This is a genomic window from Candidatus Palauibacter sp., from assembly GCF_965216145.1.
Classification (GTDB): Bacteria; Gemmatimonadota; Gemmatimonadetes; order Palauibacterales; family Palauibacteraceae; genus Palauibacter.
In genome coordinates, this window is the sequence record NZ_OZ244149.1 from 3,244,505 (window position 1) to 3,262,833 (window position 18,329).

The 18,329-nt window shown below is 72.3% G+C and carries 13 protein-coding genes; 11 read left to right on the plus strand and 2 right to left on the minus strand.

Annotated elements, in window-relative coordinates; genetic code table 11:
• Positions 1–2: 2 nt before the first annotated feature.
• Positions 3–746: a TIGR04283 family arsenosugar biosynthesis glycosyltransferase gene (locus tag ACOOHF_RS13830; protein ID WP_419935413.1), complete on the minus strand. Its 744-nt coding sequence runs from the start codon at positions 744–746 to the stop codon at positions 3–5.
• Positions 743–1,177: a methylmalonyl-CoA epimerase gene (mce, locus tag ACOOHF_RS13835; RefSeq protein WP_420462131.1), complete on the minus strand. Its 435-nt coding sequence runs from the start codon at positions 1,175–1,177 to the stop codon at positions 743–745. The genes ACOOHF_RS13830 and mce overlap by 4 nt, the downstream gene beginning before the upstream one ends.
• 203 nt (positions 1,178–1,380) lie before the next feature.
• Here mce and trxA point away from each other — a divergent pair, with 203 nt between their 5' ends.
• From trxA to purH, 11 genes are all read left to right on the plus strand, one after another.
• Positions 1,381–1,719 carry a thioredoxin gene (gene trxA, locus ACOOHF_RS13840; RefSeq protein WP_419935415.1) on the plus strand — a complete coding sequence of 113 codons (339 nt, stop codon included), beginning with the start codon at positions 1,381–1,383 and terminating at the stop codon, positions 1,717–1,719.
• A gap of 136 nt (positions 1,720–1,855) precedes the next feature.
• Positions 1,856–2,704, plus strand: a complete 849-nt coding sequence (rsmI, locus tag ACOOHF_RS13845) for a 16S rRNA (cytidine(1402)-2'-O)-methyltransferase (RefSeq protein ID WP_420462132.1) — start codon at positions 1,856–1,858, stop codon at positions 2,702–2,704.
• On the plus strand, positions 2,697–6,062 hold the full coding sequence (locus ACOOHF_RS13850) for a hypothetical protein (protein WP_420462133.1): 3,366 nt from the start codon (positions 2,697–2,699) through the stop codon (positions 6,060–6,062). Before rsmI ends, ACOOHF_RS13850 begins: the two co-directional genes overlap by 8 nt.
• Position 6,063: 1 nt before the next feature.
• Complete coding sequence (locus ACOOHF_RS13855) at positions 6,064–7,854, plus strand: hypothetical protein (RefSeq protein WP_420462134.1); 1,791 nt, start codon at positions 6,064–6,066, stop codon at positions 7,852–7,854.
• Positions 7,854–9,167, plus strand: coding sequence for an asparagine synthetase B (locus ACOOHF_RS13860; protein ID WP_420462135.1), 1,314 nt, complete (start codon positions 7,854–7,856; stop codon positions 9,165–9,167). The genes ACOOHF_RS13855 and ACOOHF_RS13860 overlap by 1 nt, the downstream gene beginning before the upstream one ends.
• Complete coding sequence (locus tag ACOOHF_RS13865) at positions 9,164–10,048, plus strand: hypothetical protein (protein ID WP_420462136.1); 885 nt, start codon at positions 9,164–9,166, stop codon at positions 10,046–10,048. Before ACOOHF_RS13860 ends, ACOOHF_RS13865 begins: the two co-directional genes overlap by 4 nt.
• 129 nt (positions 10,049–10,177) lie before the next feature.
• Positions 10,178–12,871 carry a valine--tRNA ligase gene (locus ACOOHF_RS13870; RefSeq protein ID WP_420462137.1) on the plus strand — a complete coding sequence of 898 codons (2,694 nt, stop codon included), beginning with the start codon at positions 10,178–10,180 and terminating at the stop codon, positions 12,869–12,871.
• A gap of 98 nt (positions 12,872–12,969) precedes the next feature.
• A complete protein-coding gene (locus tag ACOOHF_RS13875) occupies positions 12,970–14,628 on the plus strand; it encodes an Ig-like domain-containing protein (protein WP_420462138.1) in 1,659 nt (552 codons plus the stop codon).
• Positions 14,625–16,010 carry an L-seryl-tRNA(Sec) selenium transferase gene (selA, locus tag ACOOHF_RS13880; protein WP_419935423.1) on the plus strand — a complete coding sequence of 462 codons (1,386 nt, stop codon included), beginning with the start codon at positions 14,625–14,627 and terminating at the stop codon, positions 16,008–16,010. The genes ACOOHF_RS13875 and selA overlap by 4 nt, the downstream gene beginning before the upstream one ends.
• Positions 16,003–16,671: a phosphoribosylglycinamide formyltransferase gene (gene purN / locus ACOOHF_RS13885; RefSeq protein ID WP_420462139.1), complete on the plus strand. Its 669-nt coding sequence runs from the start codon at positions 16,003–16,005 to the stop codon at positions 16,669–16,671. The genes selA and purN overlap by 8 nt, the downstream gene beginning before the upstream one ends.
• Entirely contained in the window at positions 16,672–18,267 is a 1,596-nt protein-coding gene (gene purH, locus ACOOHF_RS13890) for a bifunctional phosphoribosylaminoimidazolecarboxamide formyltransferase/IMP cyclohydrolase (RefSeq protein ID WP_419935425.1), read from the plus strand.
• Positions 18,268–18,329: the final 62 nt, after the last annotated feature.

The following is an 18,329-nucleotide window of genomic DNA, read 5'->3' on the forward strand; positions in this document are numbered from 1 at the left end:
GTCTACGGCGGGGCCCGGCGCTCGTGATAGCGGCTCAGGCGGCGCGGGTTCACGCCCGCCGCGAACGTCGCCCGGAGCACCCAGTGCCGCACGATTGTGCGCAGGAAGGCGCCTTCCCAGCGCCTCCTCGACGTGCGGGCCGCCTCGGTGAGCGGCTCGAACCGGGTGACGCGGCGCACGGCCCGGACGAACGCCACGTCCTCGAAGAGGGGAAGGGCGGGGATGCCGCCGCACGCGTCGTACGCGGCGCGCGAGGCGAAGATCGTCTGGTCTCCCGTCGCGGTCCGGAAGCGCCGGGTGCGCCAGTTCACGCCCCACTCGAGCACTCGGTAGCGCACCTCGCGTGCCCGCGGGTGCAGTGCGAACCGGAAGCACCCCGCGCCCGCGCCGGCCAGCACGGACTCCCGCAACGCCGCCGCGCTTCCCTCCGGGAGCCACGTGTCCGCGTGCAGGAACACGAGGACCCTTCCCGTCGCCTCCCGCGCCCCGGCCGCGAGCTGAACGCCCCGGCCGCGCGAGGCGATCAGGACCTTCCCGTAGCGCCCGGCGATTGCCCGCGTCCGGTCCCGGCTGCCGCCGTCGACAATGATGAACTCGGTGTCCGGCCCGAGCGCGCACTTCGCCCGCTGGAGCGTTTCTTCGAGTTGCGCTTCTTCGTCCAGGGTCGGGACGATGACGGAGTATTCCGGCCCGGCGTGTCCTCCCGTCCCGGCTTCCGCGGCGGCTCGCCCTCGATCCCGGGTCACCCGGCCGCGGGATCCTCCCGCATCTCCAGGAGGACGCCGCCGAGCGAGCGCGGGTGCAGGAAGGCGATGCGGGCCCCGCCGGCGCCGGTCCGGACGCGCGGCGGAATCACCTCGGCTCCGGAGCGCTCGGCCCGCGCGACGGCGGCCTCGAGATCCACGACCCGCACGCACAGATGGTGGATGCCGGGGCCGCGTCGTTCGAGGAAGTGGGCGATGGGCGACTCGCGCGTGAGCGGCGCGAGGAGTTCGACCCGGCCCGGCCCCTCGCCGAAGAAGGCGGCGCGGATACCTTCGGAAGGGACGGTCTCCTCTCCGGCGGGAGGTTCACCCAGGATGGCGGACCACCGCGCGGCGGCCTCGCGGAGCGAGTTGACCGCGATTCCGACGTGGTCGATTATGGTCGCTTCCGGAGACTCATTGCGGTCGTTCACGCGGCCGGGAACCCCTCCTTGTATCGCCTGGTACCGAGGTCGAGGACTCGGGCCGCCGAACCCGGGTCGGGGCGAGCGTCCGGGAACGTACCCGCGAGACGGAACCGGAGCCAGCGAGGCCGTGGTGCCGGGGCGGAGGCGGTCAGGGGGGCACGGAATGGACGAAACGAATACACGGACCCGGATGCCGGGGGGAGATCTGAATGACTGACGCAGGGAATGGCGGACCCGTCGAAATCACGGACGCGAACTTCGCGGACGAGATCGAAGCGGCCGAGGGGCTCTCTATGGTGGATTTCTGGGCGGAGTGGTGCGGACCCTGCCGTCTCGTCGGGCCGGTCGTCGACGAGCTGGCGCGGGAGTACGCGGGTCGCGTCAAGATCGGGAAGCTCGACGTCGACGCGAACCCGCAGACTGCGTTCCGTTTCAACGTCCGCTCGATTCCGAGCATCCTCTTCTTCAAGGGTGGGGAGGTCGTGGATACGATGGTGGGTGCGCACCCGCGGACCTCACTCGAGAACAAGATTCTCGAGCACGCCTAGCAGTCGTCGTCTTGCCGCCGCCGGCCGAGACCGGCTGCTCGCCGCACAGAGGAGACCTCGCGCCCCCCGCGGCCGGGCCTGGCTCCGGGGGGCGCGGGCGCGTCGGGCGGTGAACGGGAAGCGAGGAACGCGCGTCGTGACGGGAACCCTTTATGTGGTAGGGACGCCGATCGGCAACCTGGACGACATGCCGGGTCGGGCGGCGCACATCCTGCGCGCGGCCGACGTGTGCTACGCCGAGGACACGCGGCGTACCGGTACCCTGCTCGCGCGGCTGGAGGCCGACGTTCCCCTCCGGTCGCTCCACCGGCACAACGAGCGCTCCCGCGTGGACGAACTCCTCACACATCTGGAGGCCGGCCGGTCCGTTGCCCTCGTCTCGGACGCGGGGACGCCGACCGTGTCGGACCCGGGGCGACGCGCGCTCGCCGCGGTACGCGAGGCGGGGTACCACGTGTGCCCCATCCCGGGCCCATCTGCCATTCTGGCGGCCTTGTCCGTCTCCGGTATGCCGGCGGACCGCTTCCTGTTTCTCGGCTTCGCCCCGCGGCGGGGCAGAGCGCGCGCCGCGTGGATCGACGACCTCCGCGCGTGCCCCGACACCGCGGTCGTCTTCGAGGCGCCCGGGCGGGTCGGCGCCCTCCTGGCGGAACTGTCGCGCGCCGGCCTGTCGGAGCGGCACGCGGTCGTATGCCGCGAAATGACGAAGCTCCACGAGGAAATCACCGTCGGTTCGGTGGCGGAACTGGCGGCGGACTGGGCAAGCCGGACCGCCAGGGGTGAGGTGACGCTGGTCTTCGCCGGTGCGCCGGCGGGCAACGAAGGGCCCGATCTGGCGGTCATCATGGAACAGGCGCGACATTTGTCGCGCGCAGGTCTGCGTCGGCGCGAGATCGCCGACCGCCTGGCCGCGGAATGCGGGTTGAGCCGGAACGAGGCCTATCGCGTGAGCTTGCGGGTCGAAGGGACGCCCTCGGATGACTGACGGATTCGGCTTTGAACGGCTGGCCGCCGTGTGTCTGGCGGCACGGGCGCGCGCGGTCGCGGCCGCCGCCGCCGCCGCGATCACGCTGGTCGGGTCACTGGTCCTCGTGCTGTCCATGTTGCCTGCCTCGGTGCGCGAGGGTCGCGGGTCCCTGGTTCCGCTCGCGCTCGCGCTCGTGCTGTGGGCCGGCGTGGCGGCGCTTGCCTGGCTGGGCCGCAGAGCATGGCTCGCGCTCTACCCGCGCGAGGTCGCGGAGGAGGCCGATGCGGCGGCCGGCCTGGGGGCGGGCGACGTGCGCGTGGCGCTCGAACTGGAGGGCTCGGTGCGGCGGGGCGGGAGCGGGCTCGCGGCGCTCCACCGCGTCCGCGTGTCCGGGGCGCTGGGGCGCGTCGCGCCCCGGCGGCTGCTCCCGGTGACGGGGCCGGGCTGGAGTCGGCGAGCGCGCCGGTCGGGCCTCGCCGTGGCGGTCACGCTCGTCGCGCTCTCGCTGGCCGGGCTCCTGCGGCCGCAGCCGACGCTCTCCGCCGCCCTCGCGCTGGGTGCGCCCTGGCGGACAGCCTTTCCGGCTCCGCTGCCGCCGCTCGGCCTGGACGGCGCGGCGGGGGTACCGCGCGGCGAACCCGCGACCGTCGTCATCTCGGCCGTGGGGCGGGACCGCGTCACCCTGGTGTGGCGCGCCGCCGGCCGGGCGCTCGAGCGGCGGGTGCTCGAGGTTTCCGCGGCGGGTTCGGCCGAGGGCCGCACCGACCCCGTCGTATCGCCCGTGACGGTGTGGGTCGAGGACGACGACGGTCCGTCGCGCGACACCCTGCACGTCCGGCCGCTGGAGCCGCTCCTCGTGCAGGACCTCCAGGTCAGCCTCGAGTATCCGGTCTATCTGGGCCGCGGTTCGGAGACGTACCGGGGCCAGGTCCCGCCGCTCGTGGTTCCCGAGGGGACGCGGTTGCGGCTGAGCGGAGAAGCGAACCTCCCGCTCGACGGAGGCGCCCTCCTCTGGCAGCCCGCCGCCGGGAATGAAGAGGAGGAGGGCCCGCGGATCCCCCTCGACGTGTCGGGACCCCGCTTCGCGGCCTCATGGGTGCCGGAGCGGACGGGTGCCTGGGCGTGGGAGATGCGGGCCTCCTCTTCGCTCGGGGAGCAGATCGTCCCGGACCCGATCCGGGTGCTCCTCGTCCCGGACCTCCAGCCGCGGATCCACCTTCTCTACCCCGCTCCCGACACGACGCTGGGCTACGAACGGGTGATGCCGATCATCGTCGACATCGAGGACGACATCGGGCTCCAGCGGGCGTTCCTCGGAAGTTGGCGTTCGGGGTTGGGCGAAGAGGTCGCGGAACGGCGGGAGCCGCTATCCCCGGAACCGGCCGGCGCCCAACGATCGGTCTTCCGCCATCTGCTCGACCGGAGTGCGGAATCCTTCCTCCCGGGGGACACCCTCTTCTATCGGTTCGAGGCCTTCGACGGACATCCGCGGCGGGGCCCGGCGGTGTCTGACACCTTCCTGCTGCGCGTACCGACCTTCACGGAGATGCGGGACGAGCGTGCCGAACAGACGGAGGCGCTGTCCGACGCCGCGCAGGAGCTGGAGGAAGCCATGGAGGCGCTGGCGGAGGCCGCCGCGGATGCGGCCCGCCAGACGGACGCCGCCGGCGACGACAGCGAGGACGTCCGCTTCGAGGCCACGGAGGAGGCGCGAAGCGTGCTCGACGAGGCCCGGCGCTCGGAGGAGGAACTCGGGGAGTTTTCGGAGGACCTCGAGTCGTTGCGAGAGGAGTTGGAGGCCTCGCCGCTCTCGGACCCCGCGCTGCAGGAGCAGCTGCAGCGGCTGGCGGAACGGTACGAGGAACTGACCGAGAGCGGGCTCGACGACCAGATCGAAGCCCTCGCCGAAGCGCTGCGTGACCTCGACCCGGAGGCAGTACGGGAGGCGCTCGAACAGCTGGCCGACGACTACGAGGCCCTCCGCGAACAGGTGGACCAGACGCTGGGCATGCTGGAACAGGCCGCGCTCGAGCAGGCGATGAAGTCCGCGCAGGCGAATGCGGACGACCTGGCCCGCGAACAGAGGGAAGTGGCCCAGGAGACCGACGCCGAGGCGTTCCAGCGGGAACAGGAGGCGCTGGCCGAGCAGGCGGAGGCGCTGGCGGAGCGTCTGCAGGAGCTGGAGCAGGAGCTTTCCGCGGCCGAACGGGAGGCCGCCGCCGACTCGGCCCGTGCCGCCGGGGAACGGACGGAGGAAGCGCTCGGGAAGATGGCCGAAGCGCAGAACCAGTCGGCGGAGGCCCGCGATGGCGGCCGGAGCGAGGTCGGCGAAGCTGAGCGGCAGGCGGCGGAAGAGGCCGCCGAAGCGCTCGAGCAGGCGGCCGGGGCGCTCGGATCTTCGCAGCAGGAGATGAGCGGCGAGCAGGGAGAGGCTGCGGTGGAATCGCTGGCCCGCGCCCGCAGCGAGGCGCTCGGGCTGGCCGAGGAGGAGGGCCGTCTGTCCGAGGCGACGCGCGGGGAGGACACGGCCGATCCCGAATCCTGGCGGGGGCAGCAGAACGCGGTCCGTCAGGGGCTCGAGAACCTCGTCGAGCGGCTCTCCGAGGCCGGGAACGAGGCCGCCATGCTCGACCAGCGCACCGGGGCGGCGGCGGGCGAGGCGGCCGAACTGATGGATGAACTGCTGGAGCGGCTGGCTGAAGACGGCGCGCGACGTCTGCCGGCGCGCGCCGAGGCCGAGGCGATCCAGGAGTCGCTGAACGAGCTTGCTCGACACCTGCTCGCGAGCGAAGAGGCGGCGCGGGCGGCGCAACAGCAGTCGGCGGGGCAGGACGCGGCCGAGCAGATGAACCAGCTCGCCCAGCAACAGCAGTCGGTGACGCAGCAGACGAGTTCGCTCCTCGTGCCCGGTCCCCGTCCGGCGGGGGAAGAGCGCCGCCGGGAGGAGGTGGCGCGCCGCCAGGAGGAGATCGCCGAAGAACTCGGACAGCTGGAAGACCCGGAAGGCGACCTGCTGGGGCGCCCCGAAGAGCTGGCGGAAGAGGCGGCGGAACTCTCCCGCGAGCTCGAACTGCAGGGGCCGTCGCAGGAGACGCTCGATCGCCAGCGGGAGCTCTTCCGGCGCATGCTGGACGCGGGCCGGTCGCTCGAGGACGAGGACCTCGACCCGAACCAGAGAGAATCGAGGGAGGCGACGGCGGAGCCGCGGGCGCCCCCGCCGATCGATCCCGAGTTGCTGCGGGGGCGGCGCTTCCCGCTCCCGGCCGAGGCGCTTCTGCGGGAGCTGCCGCTCTTCTACCGCTCGCTGATCTTCGAGTATTTCGACCGGCTGAACCGCGTTCCGCCGGCGGACGGCGGAGCGCGACGGGATCCGTGACGTGACCGGCGGGACCCTGCGGAGTTTCGGCGTCCGCGCGGGCGTGGCTTTTCTGGCTTTCTCGGCGGGCCCGGCGGCGAGCGGAACCGCACTCGCCGCGCAGGCGGCCGCGGCGTCCGAGCAGCGGACGGTGGCCCGCGCCGAGAGGCTCCGGGATGCGGGGCGGCCCGCCGAGGCTGCGGCGGCGCTGCGCGAACACCTGGACCGGGTCCCGGCCTCGCCGGCCGCCCTCGCGCTGCTGGGCGAAATCGCGCTCGAGGCGGGGGAGGCGAGGGACCTCGTGACCTACGCGGAAGCCGCGGTCACCGCGGCGCCGGACGACGAGGTGGCGCGGTTCTGGTGGGCCCGTGCGTTGACCGGGGCGGGCCTGCTCGACTCCGCGCTCGCGGTGACGGGCCGCTGGCTCGAGCGGGCGCCGCAGGCCGCGGGGGCCCGGCTCGCCCGCGCGGATGTGCAACTCACGGCCGGCGATTCCGCCGCCGCGGTGCGCACCCTCGGCGATGCGGCGGCGCCTCCCGGGGAGGTGCTCGGCCGTCTCGCCGACCTCCTCCTCGTCATGGGCGATGCCGAACGGCTCGCGGCGGCGTGGGCCGGACTGCTCGCGCTGGATCCGCCAGCCACCGACGACGTGGAGCGGGGCCTCCGGGCGGCGGGCGAGGCCGGGGTGGCCTACTTCGACCGGCTGCGTGGCGAGCTCGGAGGCCGCACGGACGACGCGGCGCGCGCGGGGGCCATCGTCGCCCTCCGCGTGGGTCGAGCCGCGGCGGCGCGCGAACTGGCCGAGGGCGGGCGCGGGGCAGGCGAGGCCGAAGACGCGGCGTTCCTGCGGGAGTACGCGCGGGAAGCCGAAGCGGCCGGGCTCTCGAGCGAGGTCGCCTGGGCGGCGGGGCTCCTGGCCGGACTCAGCCCCCGTCCGGCGGACCAGTTCCGCTGGCGGGCCCTGGCCGCGGAGCAGGCGCTGGCGGCGGGCGACTCGGGTTCGGCGCGGCGGGCCCTCGAAACGCTGACGCGGGAAAGCGCGCCGGGTGACGCCCCGCATCAGGCCGCTTCGCGCCGGCTCTTCGGCCTCCTCTCCGGGGACCCCGCATCGCTCGGCGAAGCGACCGACGTGCTCGCCCGGTACCTGCGGCAGTACCCGGACTCGGCGGCGGCCGAGGCCGCGATGCGGGGCGAGCTTGCCATCGGCCACGCGCGCGCGGGGGATCTGGCGGCCGGGGAGGCCGTCCTCGCCGAAGCGCGTGAGCGGCTGCGCGTCGCCTGGACCGGGCCGCTCGACGCCGCGGCGACCCGGTTGTCGCTCTACGCCGGGCGTCGCGATTCGGCCCGCGAGCGGGCGAGGCGCAGCGTGCGCGACTCGGGAATCGATGCGGCCGAACGGACGCGCCGCCTCACGCTGCTCACGCTCGTGCAGACGGCGGACTCGGCCGAAACGCGCATCGTCGGGGCCGCCGCTCTCGGGCTCCTCGGCGCGCCGGAGGCATTCGATCCCGGGCCGGCCCTCCGGGAGCTGGCGGGCGCGACCGCGTCGGAAGGCCGGTCCGCGGCCCTCACCTTCCTGGCCGACGCGGCGGCGGCGGCCGGGCGCGCGGAAATTGCGGACGGGCTGCGCCGGCGGATCGTCGAGCGTCACCCCGGGAGCCCCGAAGCCCCCGCGGCGCTCCTCGACCTCGCGCGCGCGGCCCTTGGGGCCGAGGCTGTCGTATGGCTCGAACATCTCATCGTGGAGTATCCCCGAAGTGCGCTGGCGCCGGTCGCGCGACGGCTGTTGACCGAACTCGGTGGAGGCCTCTGATGCCCCTGACCCCCCTCCGGTGGACCGGTTCCGCACGCGGGCCCCGGCTGCGGAGCCTCCCGTGGCGCGTCTGGCTGGCCGGCCTGCTCCTCCTCGCGGCGCCGCCGGACATTGCGGGGCAACTCCTCGTCCCGATGGACCGGGAGCAGGAGAACCATCTCAAGGCGTACGGGTATGCGTTCGGCATCCTCTCGGAAGGCCAGTCCGCCGAGTGGCTCCTCAACTATCGGGCGGGGTCCTTCCTCGTGTCGGATATCCCCGCCAACCGCCGGAAGGCGGCCCTCATGGGCGTCACCGTGGAGACGCTCGGCGGTGCGGATGTGGCGAGGATCCGCCGCGAGATCGAGACCCGGAACATGGAGACCGTACCCCTGGAGAAGGCGCCGCTCATCGCCGTCTACACACCCCCGAACAGCTCACCCTGGGACGACGCCGTCACGATGGCGCTCGAATACGCGCAAATCCCCTACGAGCAGATCTGGGACCGGGAGGTGCTGTCCGAGGAACTCGAGAACTACGACTGGCTTCACCTGCACCACGAGGATTTCACCGGGCAGTACTCGAAGTTCTACCTCACGTACGCCTCGTCGGCATGGTTGCAGGAGGAGGTCACGCGTAACGAGACGATCGCGCGCGAACTCGGCTTTCCGAACGTGCCCGCGCTGAAGAAGGCGGTCGCCGCCCGCCTCCGGGAATACGTCGAGGGGGGCGGCTTCCTCTTCGCCATGTGCACGGCGACGGAGACGCTCGAACTCGCGCTCGCGGCCGCGGGAACCGACATCGCGGCCTCGTTCGCCGACGGGTCGCCTCCGGACGCGGCGGCGAGCGACAAGCTTCGCTGGGACGGCACGCTGGCCTTCCGCGACGCCGTGCTCGTCACGGACCCCACGCTGAGCGCCTTCAGCGACATCGACGGCCATCAGGTGAACACTCCCTGGCGCGTCGATCTCGGGAGCTTCTCGCTGTTCGAGTTCAGCGCCAAGTTCGATCCCGTGCCCGCCATGCTCACGCAGAACCACCGGCGCGTACTGCCCGATTTCTACGGTCTCACGACCACCTTCCGGGAGGAGCGTCTCCAGCCGGGCGTCACGGTGCTCGCCGAGGAAGAGGCGAGGGGACGGGTCAAGTACCTGCACGGAAACCTCGGGGAAGGCACGTTCACGTATCTGGGAGGACACGATCCGGAGGATCCGCGGCACCTGATCGGGGACGCCCCGACGGATCTCGACCTCCACCGGCACTCCGCCGGCTATCGGCTGATCCTGAACAACGTCCTCTTCCCGGCGGCGAAGAAGAAGAAGCTGATCACATGAACGGCGCCCCCGGCGCCCCCGGCGTGACGCGCCGGCGGCGCGAGCGCGACCGGCGGCAGCGCCGGACGTTCGCGGCCGGGTTCGGCGCGTCGATCCTCCTCCACCTGTTGTTCGTCCTCCTGGCGGGTGGCGTGCGGGTGGATCCGCTCGCGCTCACCCTCCCTCCGGTTGAGACCGTGCCGGCCCCCGACGCGCTCATCGTCGTCGAGATCGCGCCCGCCGAACTTACGCCCGCGCCGGAGGATCCCCGGCCGGAGCCGGTCCCTCCCCCGGAGGAGGCGACGCCGGATCGGGAGCCCGAACCGGAAGAACCCGAGGAGGCGGTCGAGGAGGCGGAGGAGCGGGATCCGCTTCCGGGCGTTCCCACCCTCTTCCTGCCCGGCCGCCCGTTCGAGGGGCCGCAAGGGGAGCGGGCGACGAACGCCTCGCGTCTCACGCTCCGCTTCAGCGACGCGCGCCTCTGGTTCGATCCGAGATCGCCGCGCCTGATCGGAGAGCGGCTTGTGCGGTTCGCGCGGGCCGACAGCGCGGTGCGCGCGATCCTGCGCGACTGGCTCGATAGCATGGCACTCGATGCTGACCTGGAGCGGCGGGCGCGGGATTGGACGTTCGAGCGTGACGGCGAGCGCTGGGGGATCTCTCCGCAGGGGATCCATCTCGGCGACGTCACGATCCCGATTCCGATCGGCTTTGCCCCCACTGGTCCGCAGCGACGCGCGTTCGAACAGGCGATCCGGGATCTGACCGCGATCCAGCTCCAGGACCTGCGGGCCGACGTGGAGGCCGCGGCGGAGGAGGCGCGGGCCCGCATGCGGGAACGGACCGAGGAGGAGCTGCGCCGCCGCCGCGGCGACACGCTCAGGGTCCGCGGACCTCCGTGAACGCGGCCGGCGGTGGGGAGCGGCCGCGGGCATGGGCCCGGTTCCGCACCCGGCCAACCCCCGTTAGACTGAGCCCCCGCCGTTCCGACGTTCTCTCGACGATCCGCAACCCCAGTGAGGAGCCGCCCCTTGGGTGACTCTCCGATACCGACCGCACTCTCTTCCCGCTACGATCCTGCCGGGCTCGAGGGGCCGATGTACGACCGCTGGGTCGAGGACGGCCTCTTCCACGTCCCGGCCGAGGAGGCCGAGCGGCCCTATGTGATCGTGATCCCGCCGCCCAACGTCACGGCGGCGCTACACATGGGACACGGACTCAACAACACGCTGCAGGACGTGATCATCCGGCGGCGACGGATGCAGGGGTTCGATGTCCTCTGGGTACCCGGGACGGACCACGCGGGGATCGCCACTCAGAACGTGGTCGAGCGCCAACTGGGCCAGCGCGGGCTCACCCGCTTCGATCTCGGTCGCGAGGCCTTCGTGGACCGAGTGTGGGAATGGGTGGAGGAGTACGGCGGGCGGATCATCGATCAGCTGCGCACCATCGGCTGCTCGTGCGACTGGGAACGGACACGGTTCACGCTCGACGAAGGGCTCTCCAACGCGGTGCGCGAGGTCTTCGTGCGGCTGTACGAGAAGGATCTGATCTACCGGGGCCGCTACATCATCAACTGGTGTCCGCGCTGCCGCACGGCGCTCTCCAACGAGGAAGCGGAGCACCGCGACCTGGACGGCAGGCTCTTCCGCATCAGATACCCCCTCGTCGCCGGCGGGCACGTGGACGTCGCGACGACGCGGCCGGAGACGATGCTCGGCGACACGGGGCTCGCCGTGTCGCCGGACGACGAGCGGTATCGCGATCTCGTCGGAGAGGAGGCGGAACTGCCGCTCGTCGGGCGCCGCCTGCGGATCGTGGCCGACCTGCACGTGGACCCCGCCTTCGGCTCCGGCGTAGTGAAGGTGACACCCGCACACGACCCGAACGATTTCGAGATCGGACGACGTCACGGCTTCGAAGCTCTCGACGTGATGACCGATGGGGGCGCCATGAACGACGCCGTGCCGGAGGCGTACAGGGGGCTCGACCGCTTCGAGGCGCGCGACCGTGTCGTGGCGGACCTCGAGTCGGGGGGCTGGCTCGTCGGAGTGGAGGACCACGCGCATTCCGTCGGCCGCTGCTACCGGTGCGACACCGTCGTGGAGCCGCGCCTGAGCCTGCAGTGGTTCGTCCGCATGAAGCCCCTCGCGGAACCGGGGCTCGCGGCGTACAAGAGCGGCGAACTCCGCTTCCACCCCGAGCGCTACGGCCGGGTGTACCAGAACTGGATGGAGAACATCCGCGACTGGTGCATCAGCCGGCAGTTGTGGTGGGGGCACCGAATCCCCGTGTGGTACTGCGAGGCTCCCGGCTGCGGCGAGACGGTCGTCACGACGGAAGACCCGGACGCCTGCCCCGCCTGCGCAGGCGAACTCCGGCAGGACGAGGACGTGCTCGACACCTGGTTCAGCTCCTGGCTGTGGCCCTTCTCGACGCTCGGCTGGCCGGAGGGAACGGACGATCTCGAGGCGTTCTATCCGACGGCGACGCTCGTCACGGCGCCCGAGATCCTCTTCTTCTGGGTCGCCCGCATGATCATGGCGGGGTTCGAGTTCATGGACGGGCTGCCCTTCTCCGATGTCCTCCTCAACGGGACGGTACGGGACCACCTCGGACGCCGGATGTCGAAGTCGTTGGGTAACGGTATCGATCCACTGGAAGTCGTTGATGCATATGGTGCGGATGCTATGCGCTTCACCCTGGTTCGAGGTTCGCCGCTCGGCACCGACATCCAGCTGGACTACGAGAATCTCGAGGCGGCGTTCCGCCCCGGACGCAACTTCGCGAACAAGATGTGGAACGCGGCCCGCTTCGCGTTGCCGCACGCCCGGGCCGACGTCTCACCGGAAGACCCGCCCGCGGGCGCGCTGGCGGACCGCTGGATCCGGAGTCGGCTGGCCGGACTCGCACGGGACATGGACGCCTCGTACGAGAACTTCCGACTCCACGAGGCCGCGGAGACCGGCCACGCGTTCGTATGGGGCGACTTCTGCGACTGGTATCTGGAACTCTCGAAGCGCCGACTGGCCGAGGGAGGAGAGGCGGCCCGGGAGGCGGGGCGCACGCTGACGCTCGTCCTGCGTGGCTGGCTTTCCCTCCTGCACCCCATCGTACCCTTCGTGACGGAGGCGATCGCCGATCGCCTCCCGGACGCCGGGGCCGCGGGTTCGCTCGTGACCGGACCATGGCCGGACTATCCCGACGACTGGTGCGACCCGGAGGCGGACGCGGCCATCGAGGCGCTGCAGGAATTCATCGGCGCGATCCGGATGCTGCGTGCGGAGTACGGCATCGCGCAGGGCGCGCGGGTGCCCGTCCGACTGACGGATCCGTCGCCCGGGCTCGAACGGGCGCTGGCCGAGGAGGAGGGGAGCGCCTCGCGCCTCGCGGGTCTGTCCTCCATTCGGCGCGGCCGCGTCGCGACCGGAGAGGGAGGGGTCGCAACGGAGGTGGGGGCGCATGCGGTGCTCCCGGCGGGCGGGGAACTCTTCATCCCTCTCGAGGGCGTGATCGATGTCGAGGCGGAACGCCGGCGTATCGGGAAGGAGATGGAGCGCGCGGTCAAACTCCTCGCGGGAAGCCGAAGGAAACTCGAAAACCGGGGTTTCCTCGACCACGCGCCGCCGGAGGTCATCGCGCGGGAGCGGGAGAAACTCGTCTCGCTGAATGAACAACGGGCACGACTCGAAGAAAAGCTCCGATCACTGGGGTCGCCGGTGTGACCCCCACCCGGCGAAGGCGATCCGTGGAGGGGCCGGGTGCGGGCCCGGCGGCGGGGAGGGCGCCTCGCGGGGTCCGGGGTCGGGTGGTGCGCGGCTGCGTGACTCTGGCGGTCGACGGCCGGGCTCCGGCCGGGATCCTGGCGGGGGTGATCCTGCTCGGTTGCGCGCGGGAGATGCCCCCGCCCGGTACGCACCCCGATGAAGTGCCCCCCGTCATCCTGCGAATCCGCCCGGCGCCCGACTCGGTCGTGGTCGATTTCGATGGGCGACTGGAGTTCCGTTTCGATGAGCCCGTCCGAATCCCGAACGACATCGCGCGGCAGATGTTCGTCTCGCCGATGGAGGTCTACGAGGTGGAGACCGGTTTCTCCGACCTTCGCCTCAGGCCCGAGGACGGCTGGAGGGACAGCGTCAGCTACTGCTATTCGATCCCGGCCGATGGAATCGCGGATCTGCTGCGCAACCGGATGGAGGGCGTGGCCGAGTTCTGCTTCTCCACCGGATCCGCGATCCCGGAGGCGCGCGTCCGCGGCTCGATCATCGACGGGCTGACGGGGCAGCCTCAACAGGAGGGGCGCGTGATATTCTGGGCGGAGCCGGACTCGATCCCGTACGGGGCCGTCACCGACAGCGTGGGAGAGTTCGTCGCGAGGGGGTTGCCGCCGGGAGAGTACGAGGCGTTCGGGTTCATCGACCGGAACCGGAATCTCGTCCCGGATCGTGAGATCGAGAATCACGACAGCGCTCTGGTGACGGCGAGCCCGGATTCGTTGCGGGAACTCCACTTCGTCGTCCTGCCGCCGGATACCACGCCGCCGCTCCTCGCGCGCGCCGTGGTCGCCGGCAGCGAGATCGTTCAGCTCGAGTTCGACGATTACCTCCTCAACCCCCAGCCGGGGGAGCCCGTGATCGCGATCCGCGACTCGGCCGCGGGCGTGGATCTCGAAGTCGTGGAGGCCGTGGTAGGCTCGGCTGATGCGGTCGCCTTCCCGTTGGACAGCGCGGCTCTGGACTCGGTCGCGGGCGAGGATTCCACGGCGGTGGCGGATTCCGCGGCGGTGGCGGATTCCGCGGCGGTGGCGGACTCTGCCGCGGTCGAACCGCCTGCGGGGGACTCCGCGGCGGCCGTGGCCGACTCGACGGAGGAGGAGCCGATACTCCCGTCGCGGTTCATCACCGTGCGGCTGGCGGCGGCGCTCGATTCCGCCACGTACCTGGTATCGGTGTCGGGCGTGGTGAATGTTCGCCGGCTCGTGGGGGGCGGGGACACGTCTTTCGTGGCCGAGCCGCTCCCGCCGCCCGCCGACTCGACGCCGACGGGCGCCGACTCGACGGAGGTGCCGGCGGAACTGGCCGCGGGAGATACGCTCGGGGCGGCGGTCGATCCCGCCGCCGCGGCGCCGGACACGCTGGGTGTGCCGCCGGACACGCTGGACCTGCCCCCGGACACGCTGGGTGTGCCGCCGGACACGCTGGGGCTGCCACCCGACACGCTGGGGCTGCCGCCGGACACGCTGGGCGCGCCGCCGGACACGCTGGGCGCGCCGCCGGACACGCTGGGTGCCCCCCCGGACACGCTGAGTGTGCCCCCAGACACGCGGGGCGTGCCGCCGGACACGCTGGGGCTGCCGCCGGACACCCTGGGGCTGCCACCCGACACGCTGGGGGCGCCGCCGGACACCGTCAGGGGGAACCCGCCGGACGGGAACGTGCCGGAGACGGCGCGTGACCGGCGGGTCGGGAGACGCCGCGCATGAGCGATCCGCGGCGCCGGCTCCCGTCCATGGACTCCCTCCTCAAGCGACCCGAGGTCGGGGCCTGGATCGACCGCTATGGCCGCGAGACCGTAAAGGCCGCACTGCGACGGGCGCTGGACGGTGCACGCTCGGCGTCCGGGGGGGGGCGGGACCGGCTGGCCGAGATCCTCGGTGCGGCGGAGGGTGATCTGGCGGCGCGGGCGCGACCCTCGCTGCAATCGGCGCTGAACGGGACGGGCGTCGTCCTTCACACGAACCTCGGTCGCGCCCCGCTCGCCGAGGAGGCCCGCCGCGCGCAGGCCGAGGCCGCGGGCTACGGCAACGTCGAATTCGCGCTCGACACGGGGCGGCGCGGCTCGCGCTACGACCACTGCGCCGACCTGCTGTGCGAGCTGACGGGGGCGGGCGCGGCCATCGTCGCGAACAACAACGCGGCGGCCGTGGCCCTCGTCGTGAATGAACTGGCGCGCGATCGGGAAGTGCTCGTGTCCCGGGGCGAACTCGTCGAGATCGGGGGGTCCTTCCGGATTCCCGATGTCGTGGCCCGAAGCGGCGGCCGGCTGCGGGAAGTCGGCACGACGAACCGAACGCGCGTGGCCGATTACGAGGCGGCGATCGGCGAAGGCACCGGCCTCATCCTCCGGGTCCACCCCTCGAACTACCGGGTGGAGGGGTTTGCCGCCCGGCCTCCTCTCGAGACGCTCGCCGCCCTCGCGAGGGGTCGCGGGATCCCGCTCGCGCACGACCTTGGGTCGGGGCTGCTCGACGCCGACCTGCTTCCCGGTTTCCCGCCCGGCCCAACCGTGCGGGGATCTCTCGCGGCCGGCGTCGATCTCGCGACGTGGAGCGGGGACAAACTGCTCGGCGGGCCGCAGGCCGGGATCATCGCGGGCGATCCGCTGCTGGTCTCGCGGCTTCGCGGAAACCCGCTCCTGCGGGCCTTTCGCGTGGACAAGACGACGCTGGCCGCGCTTGAGGCCACGCTCATGCTCTACCGCGATCCGGATCTCGCGGCCCGGCGCATCCCGGCCCTCCGGATGCTTCGCGAACCGGTCGAGGCGGTGGAGGCGCGGGCCGCGGCGGTCCGGTTCGAGGCCCCGGCCGGCAGCGGCGCCCGGGTGAACATCGCCCGGACCGAGGCCATGGTCGGCGGCGGCGCCTTCCCCGGCTTCGCGATCCCGTCGGCGGGCTGGATCGTCACCGGAGTGGACGTCGACCGGCTCGCCGCGGCGTGTCGGGCGGGCGCCCCCCCGCTCATCGGCCGCATCGAGCGCGCGGCCTTCATGGTCGACGTGCGCACCCTTCCGGGCGGAGACGCGGCCCGGGCCGCCGATGTCCTCCGGCGGGCGCTCGTGCGCACATCGGGAGGAGACGGTGGCTGACGTCGTCCGCATCGCGGTCCTCGCGTCCGGGGGCGGGAGCAACTTCCAGGCGCTCGTCGACCGCTTCCAGCGGGCGGAGGCGCCCGACCGCGAGGTGGTCGGCGTCATCGCGAGTCGGGAGGGCGCGGGAGTGCTCGAGCGGGCGCGCCGCGCGGGGGTGGCGTCGGCCGTGGTGCCGGCGGCGCGGAGCGACGAAGCGGACGCGACGTTCCTGCTCCGGACGCTGGCCGGCTGGCGGAGCGACATCGTCGTCCTTGCCGGCTACATGAAGCTCGTCCCGGAGGGGGTCGTGCGGGCCCACTGGGGACGGATCCTCAACATCCATCCGGCGCTGCTGCCGTCCTTCGGGGGCAGGGGCATGTACGGCGCCCGCGTCCACCGGGCCGTCGTGGACGCCGGCGCCCGCGTCACCGGAGCGACGGTCCACTTCGTCGATGAGGCATACGACCGGGGTCCGATCCTCTGCCAGTGGCCCGTACCGGTGCTGGAGGGTGATCCTCCGGCGTCCGTCGCGGCCCGGGTACTGAAGGTGGAGCACCGGCTGCTCCCGGCGGCGGTCGAGGCGCTGGCGTCGGGGACGGTCCGCCTGGCCGCGGATGGCCGGGTGCGCTGGTCTCGGGAATGGTTCGAGTCGGAGAGGTTCTTCAACCGGGAGGGCTGAGTGGGGAAGCCGATCGCGCTCGCGAGCGTTTCGGACAAGACGGGCATCGCCGAGTTCTGTGCCGGGCTGATCGCGCGCGGCTGGGGCATCGTGTCGACGGGCGGGACGATGAAGACCCTGCGCGAAGCGGGGCTCGAGGTCCGCGGCGTGAGTGAACTCACCGGCCACCCGGAAATGCTCGAGGGGCGGGTGAAGACGCTGCACCCGACGGTGCATGCCGGCATCCTCGCGCGCCGGCCCGTGGCCGCGGATGTGGCCCAGTTGACGGCCCACGGGATCGCGACGATCGACCTCGTGGTCGTGAACCTGTACCCCTTCCGGGAGACGATCGCGCGAGAAGGCGTGCAACTCGGGGAGGCGCTGGAGCAGATCGACATCGGGGGCCCTACGCTCCTCCGGGCCGCGGCGAAGAACCACCCCTCGGTCTGGCCGGTGTGCGATCCGGCCGATTACGAGCGGGTGCTCGCCGCGCTCGATACGGGGGATTCCGCCCGAGAGCCGGACTTGCGGCGCGAACTCGCCGCGGCGGTGTTCCGCCACACCGCGAGCTACGACGTGACGATCACGGACTACCTGTCGAGTGCGGAGTCCGCCGACGGCTCGGTGTTCGCATTCCCGGATGAAGCCGTCGCGTCGCTCGTCCGCGTGCAGACGCTGCGCTACGGGGAGAACCCGGATCAGGGTGCGGCGTTCTTCCGGAACGGATCAGGCCCGCCGCGCGGGATCCCGGCGCTCCGCCAGCTCCACGGGAAGGCGCTTTCGTTCAACAACATCCTCGACGTCGACGGCGCCCTCACCGCGATCGCGCCCTTCGTCGCCCGCGAACGCCCCGCGTGCGCGATCCTCAAGCACTCGACTCCGTGCGGACTGGCCATCGGGACGACCTCCCTCGAAGCCTACGAGAAAGCGCTCGCGTGCGACCCCGTCTCGGCCTTCGGATCGGTCCTCGCGTTCACGGAGCCGGTCACCCGGACGCTTGCCGAAGCCCTGTCCCGGAACTTCGTGGAATGCGTCGTCGCGCCCGGATACTCGGATGGCGCGCTTGGCGTCCTGCGGGAGAAGCAGAACCTCAGGATCCTCGAACCGGAGGGGGGAGCGGCCCTCGACGCGGCCGGCCACCTCCGGAACGGGGTCGAGATCCGCGGCGTGCGGGGGGGCGTGCTGGTCCAGACGGCCCCGCGCCCGGCGCGTGATGTGGACCGCGAGGCGCGGGTGCCGACGGAGCGGGCGCCGGCGGACGCGGAGTGGGACGACCTCGCGTTCGCCTGGTCCGCCATACAGAGCGTGAAGTCGAACGCGATCCTCCTCGCCCGCGACGGGGCGTCGGTCGGAATCGGCGCGGGGCAGATGAGCCGGGTCGACTCGGTGGAACTGTCGATCCGGAAAGCCCGGGCGCAGGGGCTGGACGTGGCGGGCGCGGTACTGTCCTCGGACGCGTTCTTCCCCTTCCGCGACGGCGTCGATGCGGCGGCGGAGGCGGGGGTGACGGCGATCGTCCAGCCCGGAGGGTCGAGACGCGACGAGGAAGTCATCGCGGCGGCCGACGAGCACGACATGGCGATGGTGTTCACCGGGCGACGACTCTTCCGCCATTGACCGCCGGTCTCACGGACGAGACGCCCTCCGGCTGGGTGCCGGTTGGGGGCCGGCTGGGGGAA